General features: G+C 45.8%; 6 protein-coding genes, 16 tRNA genes and 2 rRNA genes (1 of these 24 running past the window's edge). 3 read left to right on the forward strand and 21 right to left on the reverse strand.

The features are described 5' to 3' along the window. Positions 1–50 precede the first annotated feature (50 nt). On the reverse strand, positions 51–875 hold the full coding sequence (locus MKX97_RS13545) for an aldo/keto reductase (RefSeq protein ID WP_342536211.1): 825 nt from the start codon (positions 873–875) through the stop codon (positions 51–53). Between the two features lie 158 nt (positions 876–1,033). On the opposite strand from MKX97_RS13545, the gene MKX97_RS13550 reads away from it, so the two are divergent. Further along, positions 1,034–2,332, forward strand: a complete 1,299-nt coding sequence (locus MKX97_RS13550) for an NCS2 family permease (RefSeq protein ID WP_342536212.1) — start codon at positions 1,034–1,036, stop codon at positions 2,330–2,332. 241 nt (positions 2,333–2,573) lie between these two features. Here MKX97_RS13550 and trmL read toward each other — a convergent pair whose 3' ends face one another. After that, a complete protein-coding gene (gene trmL / locus MKX97_RS13555) occupies positions 2,574–3,050 on the reverse strand; it encodes a tRNA (uridine(34)/cytosine(34)/5-carboxymethylaminomethyluridine(34)-2'-O)-methyltransferase TrmL (protein ID WP_009498319.1) in 477 nt (158 codons plus the stop codon). 3 nt (positions 3,051–3,053) lie between these two features. Then, positions 3,054–4,205, reverse strand: a complete 1,152-nt coding sequence (queG, locus tag MKX97_RS13560; protein ID WP_342537511.1) for a tRNA epoxyqueuosine(34) reductase QueG — start codon at positions 4,203–4,205, stop codon at positions 3,054–3,056. Between the two features lie 40 nt (positions 4,206–4,245). Here queG and MKX97_RS13565 point away from each other — a divergent pair, with 40 nt between their 5' ends. Together MKX97_RS13565 and MKX97_RS13570 are read left to right on the forward strand one after the other, a co-directional pair. Beyond that, on the forward strand, positions 4,246–4,929 hold the full coding sequence (locus MKX97_RS13565) for a phenylalanine--tRNA ligase beta subunit-related protein (protein WP_342536213.1): 684 nt from the start codon (positions 4,246–4,248) through the stop codon (positions 4,927–4,929). 35 nt (positions 4,930–4,964) lie between these two features. Beyond that, positions 4,965–5,477 (forward strand): hypothetical protein, encoded by a 513-nt coding sequence (locus tag MKX97_RS13570; protein ID WP_342536214.1) that lies wholly within the window; start codon positions 4,965–4,967, stop codon positions 5,475–5,477. Positions 5,478–5,915: 438 nt separating this feature from the next. Here MKX97_RS13570 and MKX97_RS13575 read toward each other — a convergent pair. The 18 genes from MKX97_RS13575 to MKX97_RS13660 all read right to left on the reverse strand — a co-directional run. Continuing rightward, positions 5,916–5,996: transfer RNA gene (locus MKX97_RS13575), tRNA-Leu, on the reverse strand. A gap of 25 nt (positions 5,997–6,021) precedes the next feature. After that, a tRNA-Cys gene (locus tag MKX97_RS13580) sits at positions 6,022–6,095 on the reverse strand. 7 nt (positions 6,096–6,102) lie between these two features. Beyond that, positions 6,103–6,177 (reverse strand) — tRNA-Gly (locus tag MKX97_RS13585). An 8-nt stretch (positions 6,178–6,185) separates the two neighbouring features. Further along, a tRNA-Gln gene (locus tag MKX97_RS13590) sits at positions 6,186–6,257 on the reverse strand. Between the two features lie 4 nt (positions 6,258–6,261). Beyond that, positions 6,262–6,337, reverse strand: a tRNA-His gene (locus MKX97_RS13595). Positions 6,338–6,380: 43 nt separating this feature from the next. Beyond that, a tRNA-His gene (locus tag MKX97_RS13600) sits at positions 6,381–6,456 on the reverse strand. A 21-nt stretch (positions 6,457–6,477) separates the two neighbouring features. Then, a tRNA-Trp gene (locus MKX97_RS13605) sits at positions 6,478–6,548 on the reverse strand. Positions 6,549–6,551: 3 nt separating this feature from the next. Next, a tRNA-Tyr gene (locus tag MKX97_RS13610) sits at positions 6,552–6,636 on the reverse strand. Between the two features lie 8 nt (positions 6,637–6,644). Next, positions 6,645–6,717, reverse strand: a tRNA-Thr gene (locus MKX97_RS13615). 14 nt (positions 6,718–6,731) lie between these two features. Continuing rightward, positions 6,732–6,807 (reverse strand) — tRNA-Phe (locus MKX97_RS13620). Between the two features lie 52 nt (positions 6,808–6,859). Next, positions 6,860–6,935, reverse strand: a tRNA-Asp gene (locus tag MKX97_RS13625). A gap of 1 nt (position 6,936) precedes the next feature. Continuing rightward, positions 6,937–7,011, reverse strand: a tRNA-Met gene (locus MKX97_RS13630). 18 nt (positions 7,012–7,029) lie between these two features. Then, a tRNA-Val gene (locus MKX97_RS13635) sits at positions 7,030–7,105 on the reverse strand. A 102-nt stretch (positions 7,106–7,207) separates the two neighbouring features. Next, positions 7,208–7,282 (reverse strand) — tRNA-Glu (locus tag MKX97_RS13640). Positions 7,283–7,305: 23 nt separating this feature from the next. After that, positions 7,306–7,397, reverse strand: a tRNA-Ser gene (locus MKX97_RS13645). Between the two features lie 5 nt (positions 7,398–7,402). Further along, positions 7,403–7,477 (reverse strand) — tRNA-Asn (locus MKX97_RS13650). Between the two features lie 46 nt (positions 7,478–7,523). Next, positions 7,524–7,639: ribosomal RNA gene (rrf, locus tag MKX97_RS13655) — 5S ribosomal RNA — on the reverse strand. A gap of 129 nt (positions 7,640–7,768) precedes the next feature. Beyond that, positions 7,769–8,997 (reverse strand): 23S ribosomal RNA (locus MKX97_RS13660); it runs 1,697 nt beyond the window's last position.

Raw genomic sequence — 8,997 nt, forward strand, 5'->3', positions numbered from 1 at the left:
CATTTCTGCACGAACTCATGTAAAACTTTAATTCAACATATACAGTTCAATTAATATGTGGCCGGATCCGTTCCCGTTCTTTCATCGCGGTTCATTGCATCGATTATCGCCATTTCTTCGCTAGTCAGTTCAAAATCGGCTACTTCACTATTTTCTTTAATACGTTCTACAGTCACCGATTTAGGGATTACGATCAAGCCATGCTGAATATGCCACCGGATGATCACTTGTGCGACAGTTTTGCCATGTTGCGCAGCAATCGCCGATAATGTTGGGTCCTGCAGCAATCTGCCTCTAGCAAGCGGACTCCAGGAAGTGACAGCGATTTGATGTTCATTGCAAAATTGACGAAGTGGTTCTTGTGTTAATATCGGATGCAATTCCACTTGGTTAACCATAGGCCGAATGTTTGCGACCGCAAAAATTTCTTTCAAATGATGTTCATGATGATTCGAAACCCCTGTTGCACGGATTAATTTCTCATCATATAAACGCTCAATGGCACGGTAGGTATCTACATAGCTGTTGCTAACCGGCCAATGTGTCAAATATAAGTCCAAGTAATTCATATCTAGTGCAGTCAAAGAACGCTCAAATGCGCGCAATGTTTCATCATACCCTTGTTCATCGTTCCACACTTTCGATGTAACGAACAAGTCTTCACGCGGCACAGCGGAATTCCGAATCGCTTCGCCCACTTCCCTCTCGTTCTGATAAATAGAAGCCGTATCAATCGCACGATAACCTAATGAAACCGCTTCCTCAACTGCCTGCATTGTTTCTTCCGGATCTGTCATTTTATACGTACCTAAACCAAATTGCGGCATTTGTACGCCGTTATTCAATAAAACCATATGTTCAAAAATAGTCGACATGAAAATTCCTCCCTTGGTTACTCTTGGTTCAATTGTACAGTTTTTTTTACTGATTTACGAATAACTTTTTCAATATAGTGGGTTGATTTCTGTCGCTGAAACGAATAATATGGTCTATGGTCTTTACTTTTGTTCGTCATTTAAGGGGAGAATGTATAGTGTTTCAATTAAAAAAGAATAATACAACCGTTAAAACTGAATTATTGGCAGGAATGACTACATTTCTGACCATGGTTTATATTGTCATCGTCAACCCAATCATCCTTGCAGATGCGGGTGTTCCTTTCGATCAGGTATTTCTGGCAACCATCATCGCTACTGTAATCGGTACAGTATGGATGGCTTTGTTCGCCAATTATCCTATAGCGATTGCTCCGGGGATGGGATTGAACGCCTATTTTGCTTCTGTGGTCATCGGCTCTGATGGTCAACTCGATTATCTGACTGCTTTTTCCGCCGTCTTTATCGCGGGTCTCATCTTCTTTTTACTATCGATGACTTCGTTCCGGGAAAAGCTGATCGAATCTATTCCAGAGAATTTAAAACATGGAATTACGGCGGGCATCGGCCTGTTCATCGCATTTTTAGGACTGCGTTTATCCGGGTTGGTCGCACCGCATGAATCCAATATTGTACAACTTGGAAACCTGACTTCTCCAGGTGTACTTCTGACTCTCTTTGGATTGATTGTTACAATTATCTTAATGAACTTAAATGTTTACGGAGCGATTTTTATTGGAATGTTTACAACTGGCATCGTCGCCGTCTTTACGAAACAATTAAAGTTCGAAGGTTTCATGAAAATGCCACATCTGCCTGAAGGCATTCTCGTTTGGAACCCAATACAAGCGATGGGTGATGTCATCTCACACGGACTATACGGTGTCGTCTTCGCTTTCCTGCTCGTTACGTTGTTCGATACTACGGGAACGATGATTGGTGTTGCCAAGCAGGCAGGTTTGATGAAGGGTAAATCTTTGCCGCGTGCACGTCATGCGCTTCTTGCCGATTCACTGGCCGCCTCAGTCGGCGCAATGGTTGGAACGAGTCCAACGTCAGCTTACGTAGAATCGTCCTCAGGCGTCGCCGTAGGAGGCCGTACAGGGTTGACGACGTTGACCGTAGCCTTCCTATTTATATTGGCAGCGTTCTTCAGTCCTGTCGTCAGTGCTGTATCTGGCGTCGCGGCCATCACTGCTCCTGCCCTGATTATTGTAGGAAGCTTGATGATCAGTGCCGTCAAACACATCGACTGGGATACATTTGATGAAGCATTTCCTGCGTTCCTTGTAATCTTGACAATGCCTCTGACATCGAGTATCGCTACAGGGATTGCGTTAGGTTTCATTACGTATCCATTATTGAAATTGACAAAAGGACAAGGTAGACAAGTTCCCTTGCTGCTTTATATTTTCGCTGTTTTGTTCGCCTATCAGCTAATATTTCTGCCGCATTAATAATTGTTGAGAACCTGTCACAAAGTATAACGAAGAACATTTCATTTTTTCTGCTTTTACGGTATACTGTTTGAAGGACTACTGATTTTACAGGAGGTACAAACCATGAGACTATTATTAATTGCAGCTGTCTGTTTCGCGTTTTTATCTGCCATCTTTACAGGTGGATACGAAGACAAGCCAGGTCAACCAAAACGATAAGTATATAAAAAGGGACGGGCAATATGCCCGTCCCCTTTTTTTACGTTAAATGAGCAAACTTCTGTTGTCTCAAGGCTTCATAGATTAAAATTGCTGCCGTGTTGGATAGGTTCAATGAACGGATATGTTCATCGTTCATCGGGATGCGTAAACAAGTTTCTTTATGTTTCGCAATAATCTCTTTCGGCAACCCTGTCGTTTCCTTACCAAAGACAAAGAATACATCCTTCTCCGAATCCGAGTAATCGAATGAATCATAGCTCGTCTCTCCGAATTTCGTAATGAAATAAAATTCTCCTTCTGGATATGCATCTAAAAATTCTTGAATTCCATCATGATACGTAATGTCCACATGCTCCCAATAATCCAAGCCCGCTCGCTTTAGCATTTTATCTTCCGTCGAAAAACCTAAAGGGCGAATTAAATGGAGGGCTGTATCTGTCCCGGCGCAAGTACGTGCGATATTTCCCGTGTTTGCTGGAATTTGTGGTTCGAATAAAGCTACGTGAATTGTCATTTCTTACACTTCTTTCTTTTGGTTACTAGATAACTGTTTCATCGCTTTGTTAATTTCTGCTATAACTGCTTCGTCTTGTTCAATTTGTGATACTTTTTGCAATATCTCTTCAGCCGGCTCGGTACCAATTCGTCCGAGTGCCCAAGCAGCTGTCCCCCTGATCATTGGACGAGCATCTTCTCTCACTAATCTCCCCAGTTCGGGAATAGCCGACTCATCTTTAAAGTGGGCTAATGCGATAAGCGCATTGCGTTGAATTGGATTTTTGCCTCGCCATGACCCCGACATATGTCCATACTGCTCTTTAAACTGCCGATTAGACAATGACAAGAGCGACAATAACAGAGGTTTTACACGTTCAGGCTCGGGTGTAAAGGCTGGTTGATGCGTATGATTCATCCCTTTATTCTTCGGACAAACCGTTTGGCACGTATCACAGCCATATAAACGATTTCCTATCTTCTGTCTGAACTCTTCAGGCACTGGCTGCTTCGTCTGTGTCAAAAAAGCAATACAACGCTGAGCATTTAATTGACCCGGCTGAATAAGCGCGCCTGTAGGACATGCATCCAAACATAATGTGCAATCCAGACACTGATCTTCCATAGCCCTGTCAGGCGCAAACGGCAAGTTCGTAATCATCTCACCTAGATAGACATACGACCCAAACTCCGGCGTAATGATGGAACAATTTTTCGCCGACCAGCCAATGCCTGCTCGTTCCGCTACTGCGCGATCCACTAACTCTCCCGTATCGACCATCGAACGGAGTCTGGCATCCGGTACCTTCGTAAGGATGAATAGCTCCAACTGCGCAAGTTTATCCCGCAACACCGTATGGTAATCCTCGCCCCAAGAAGCCCTGCAAAACATACCCCGTCGCTCGCCTTTCTTACCACGAGGACTGTCAGCCATTTTCGAAGGATAGGCGACAGCTATCGAGATAATACTCTCCGCACCCTCCAGCAATAAAAGCGGCTTCGTACGTTTCTCCACATTCGGCTCTTCAAAGCCCGACTGATAGTTTAGCTCTTGTTGCTGTTTCAGACGATCTTTTAATTTCACAAACGGGGCAGCTGTCGTAAAACCTATTTTGTCTATTCCAATGGACGCCGCAAACTCACGTATCTCTTGCTGCAACTGAGCGACTTTCACCATTCCCCGCCTCCCTTATGATAAGATGGAGTAAAATTACATGTGGGTGATTCTGATGCAACTTACTATCCATCCTTCTATATTCACTAAAATTCCTGATTTTAAATTAGGCATAATTCATTATACCAAAACAATTGTCTCCGCATCACCTCAGATGCTAAAAGGTCGTTTGCAATTATTTCAAGAACAACTCTATTTTGAACTGCTCGATAAAGAGTTAACCGAATTTCCGGGCTTGGCAGAATGGCAATCTATTTGGAGAACACTTGGTTCTGATCCATTGACCAATCCTTCGGCAATGGAAGTGCTTATGAGAAAAATTAGGGCAAGAAAATATACTCCCTCATTTCATAGCGCGGAAGATTTGAATACATTCTTTTCATTGCAATATGAAATACCTACTGTCATTTACGACTCAGACAAGATAGCTGGAAACATTCAGTTGGCACTTGGAACTGCCGAGGATGGCTATGAAGGCTTGAACAACCATTTCAACACCTTTGACAAACTTCTTCTTTTAACCGACGACTACAGCCCTTTTGGCAGCCCTCACGTCGATTCTATTCGCACTGCCGTTACAGAAGAAACGATAAATATACTGCAGCTGCTTTTTATTCGTCCTTCATTAGATAGCACAGAAGCTATACAACTGACTGAAGCATGCGCAAAAATGTTTACCAGTATAAATGGAGGGAATCACTTTAGTACAGTGTTAAATGCGTAGAATTCCTCCTGCGACATAGATAACGGGGTGAAATAATGAGCATCACATTAGCAGAAGGTATAAAACTAAAGAGCATTCTATCCAAACAACTGCGTGAACTGGAAACAGAAGCGCGCCGGGTAGCTTTTATTACTGTGGAAAAAGGCACTGCGCCACCACCTGTTCCTAGAACCTTAAATGACGTTGAAAACGAAATGGAGCAAGTAAGAAAAGATCAGCGTACGCTCGACTTCCTCATCTACAAGGCAAACAGTACACATTCCGTAGACTTCGAAGGACAGCAGATCACCTTGGTAGAAGCGATTGAATTAGCAATCCAACTACGAGCAAAAGCAACCTTTTATAAAGAATTATCATTGGCAAATAAAGAGGAGCTCCAATACGGGTATGCAGAAACTACTACCGTCTATCGTGTAGCTTTATTTGACCCAGAAATTTATCGGCAAAAAGCACAGCTGGCAGAAAAGACAGCACACCAGCTCTCTAACCGAATCAACACAAAAAATTATACGATCAACCTAGAATTTGATGGTTCTAATTATTTCTGATCTTCGGAAAGGTGAGACTCCTTTCCGGAGCATGGAGCGAGGAACAGAAACACAACTTTACTAGTCTAAACCGATGACCCATTTCCTTTCACACTTTGACCTATAACCCATAACCATCCATGGCAACGGCAATGAACCCTTACAAATGCATCTAAACAAATTCATGTTTCTCCTCTATGGAGGCTGTCTGAGAAGTCATTTTCATTTGACTTTTTGGGCGCCTCTTTTTTGTACGGAAAATTCCTATGTTTATTCTGGCCAGTCAAGTTGCTGTCTATGGCTGTATTGGTGCGTTCTAGAACAGAATTGTTTGTTGTTTATGTTTGATTCGGTTTGAAAACACTTTGATGCATCCCTTTGCTTGTCTTACATCTTTTAGTTAATTTTAATTTTTAAAAACAAAAAAAGAACACAGCAAAGGCTGTGTTCTTTTGGTGATACCCGAGGCCGGACTTGAACCGGCACGCCTCGCGGCATCGCATTTTGAGTGCGACGTGTCTGCCATTCCACCACTCGGGCATGATAAGTAATAATTTATAAAATTTGGAGGCGGCAACCGGAATCGAACCGGTGGTAAGGGTGTTGCAGACCCGTGCCTTACCGCTTGGCTATGCCGCCAACATAGTGGAGCGGAAGACGGGATTCGAACCCGCGACCCCGACCTTGGCAAGGTCGTATTCTACCACTGAACTACTTCCGCGAAACCAACTGGGGTAGCTGGATTCGAACCAACGAATGACGGAGTCAAAGTCCGTTGCCTTACCGCTTGGCTATACCCCACTAATGGGGCGGACGAGGGGAATCGAACCCCCGAATGTCGGAACCACAATCCGATGCGTTAACCACTTCGCCACGACCGCCATGATAGTATTTATTATAGTACAACAATGATGGGATTATGCATGGGGCGGACGAGGGGAATCGAACCCCCGAGTGTCGGAACCACAATCCGATGCGTTAACCACTTCGCCACGACCGCCATAAAATAATTTCAAAAATACAGGGGCAGTAGGAATCGAACCCACACCAAAGGTTTTGGAGACCTCTATTCTACCGTTGAACTATGCCCCTAAATGGTGGTGGGGGACGGATTCGAACCGCCGAACCCGGAGGGAGCGGATTTACAGTCCGCCGCGTTTAGCCACTTCGCTACCCCACCAGTAAGGATGCCGGCGAAAGGACTTGAACCCTCAACCTACTGATTACAAGTCAGTTGCTCTACCAATTGAGCTACACCGGCATATTAATAATAAATGGTGGCTCAGGACGGAATCGAACCGCCGACACAAGGATTTTCAGTCCTTTGCTCTACCGACTGAGCTACTGAGCCACATTTGCTATGTTTAAGATCACAACTTAAGACAAAGCTATGTAAAAGATAATGGCGGTCCCGACGGGAATCGAACCCGCGATCTCCTGCGTGACAGGCAGGCATGTTAACCGCTACACCACGGGACCTTGGTTGCGGGGGCAGGATTTGAACCTGCGACCTTTGGGTTATGAGCCCAACGAGCTACCACTGCTCCACCCCGCGATAATACTATAAATTAAATGGTGGAGGATGACGGGCTCGAACCGCCGACCCCCTGCTTGTAAGGCAGGTGCTCTCCCAGCTGAGCTAATCCTCCTGGGTAAATCAGTCACGTACTATTGTACGCTCCTTCTTTCTCTCAATTGCTTCCTTGTTCTGCTCGCTTCTCCAAATTTCATTGGAGATACAATGTTTGAAATGGTGACCCCTACGGGATTCGAACCCGTGTTACCGCCGTGAAAGGGCGGTGTCTTAACCGCTTGACCAAGGGGCCATATAAAGTATAAGTATGAAAACTGGCGGAGAGCAAGGGATTTGAACCCTTGAGGCAGCGCAAACCGCCTACACGATTTCCAATCGTGCTCCTTCGGCCACTCGGACAGCTCTCCAATTTTGGCTCCGCAGGTAAGATTCGAACTTACGACCGATCGGTTAACAGCCGATTGCTCTACCACTGAGCTACTGCGGAATAATTATAATTGGTATGTGGCACAAGGTTTACAACATTTTTCACAGACCAGCGACGTCTTACTCTCACAGGGGGAAGCCCCCTACTACCATCAGCGCTGAAGAGCTTAACTTCCGTGTTCGGTATGGGAACGGGTGTGACCTCTTCGCCATCGTCACTGAACTGTTTTCAAAGCCATGATTATTATACCAAACTGAGCGGATTTGTCAAACGTTTTTTGAAAAACTTTTGAATTGTTCACTCAAAACTGAATAAAAGACATTGTGTACATCAAGTAGTACTTCTTAAAAATAGGTTAAGTCCTCGATCGATTAGTATCTGTCAGCTGCACACGTCGCCGTGCTTCCACCCCAGACCTATCCACCTCATCATCTTTGAGGGATCTTACTTACTTGCGTAATGGGAAATCTCATCTTGAAGGGGGCTTCATGCTTAGATGCTTTCAGCATTTATCCCGTCCATACATAGCTACCCAGCGATGCCTTTGGCAAGACAACTGGTACACCAGCGGTATGTCCATCCCGGTCCTCTCGTACTAAGGACAGCTCTTCTCAAATTTCCTGCGCCCGCGACGGATAGGGACCGAACTGTCTCACGACGTTCTGAACCCAGCTCGCGTGCCGCTTTAATGGGCGAACAGCCCAACCCTTGGGACCGACTACAGCCCCAGGATGCGACGAGCCGACATCGAGGTGCCAAACCTCCCCGTCGATGTGGACTCTTGGGGGAGATAAGCCTGTTATCCCCGGGGTAGCTTTTATCCGTTGAGCGATGGCCCTTCCATGCGGAACCACCGGATCACTAAGCCCGTCTTTCGACCCTGCTCGACTTGTAGGTCTCGCAGTCAAGCTCCCTTATGCCTTTGCACTCTACGAATGATGTCCAACCATTCTGAGGGAACCTTTGGGCGCCTCCGTTACTCTTTAGGAGGCGACCGCCCCAGTCAAACTGCCCACCTGACACTGTCTCCTGCCCGGATCACGGGCATGGGTTAGAAGTCCAATACAGCCAGGGTAGTATCCCACCAACGCCTCCTCCGAAGCTGGCGCTCCGGAATCCAAGGCTCCTACCTATCCTGTACAGGCTGCACCGGAATTCAATATCAGGCTACAGTAAAGCTCCACGGGGTCTTTCCGTCCTGTCGCGGGTAATGCGCATCTTCACGCATATTATAATTTCACCGAGTCTCTCGTTGAGACAGTGCCCAGATCGTTACGCCTTTCGTGCGGGTCGGAACTTACCCGACAAGGAATTTCGCTACCTTAGGACCGTTATAGTTACGGCCGCCGTTTACTGGGGCTTCAATTCAGAGCTTCGCTTGCGCTAACCCCTCCTCTTAACCTTCCAGCACCGGGCAGGCGTCAGCCCCTATACGTCACCTTACGGTTTTGCAGAGACCTGTGTTTTTGCTAAACAGTCGCCTGGGCCTATTCACTGCGGCTCTCTCGGGCTATTCACCCTACCAGAGCACCCCTTCTCCCGAAGTTACGGGGTCATTTTGCCGAGTTCCTTAACGAGAG

This window comes from Sporosarcina sp. FSL K6-3508, assembly GCF_038615825.1.
In the GTDB taxonomy this organism is placed as follows: domain Bacteria; phylum Bacillota; class Bacilli; order Bacillales_A; family Planococcaceae; genus Sporosarcina; species Sporosarcina newyorkensis.

Coding starts and splice junctions, on each gene's coding strand:
- MKX97_RS13570 (WP_342536214.1), top strand. CDS start 4,965: ATGAGCATCACATTAGCAGAAGGTATAAAACTAAAGAGCATTCTATCC.
- MKX97_RS13565 (WP_342536213.1), top strand. CDS start 4,246: ATGTGGGTGATTCTGATGCAACTTACTATCCATCCTTCTATATTCACT.
- MKX97_RS13545 (WP_342536211.1), bottom strand. CDS start 875: ATGTCGACTATTTTTGAACATATGGTTTTATTGAATAACGGCGTACAA.
- trmL (WP_009498319.1), bottom strand. CDS start 3,050: ATGACAATTCACGTAGCTTTATTCGAACCACAAATTCCAGCAAACACG.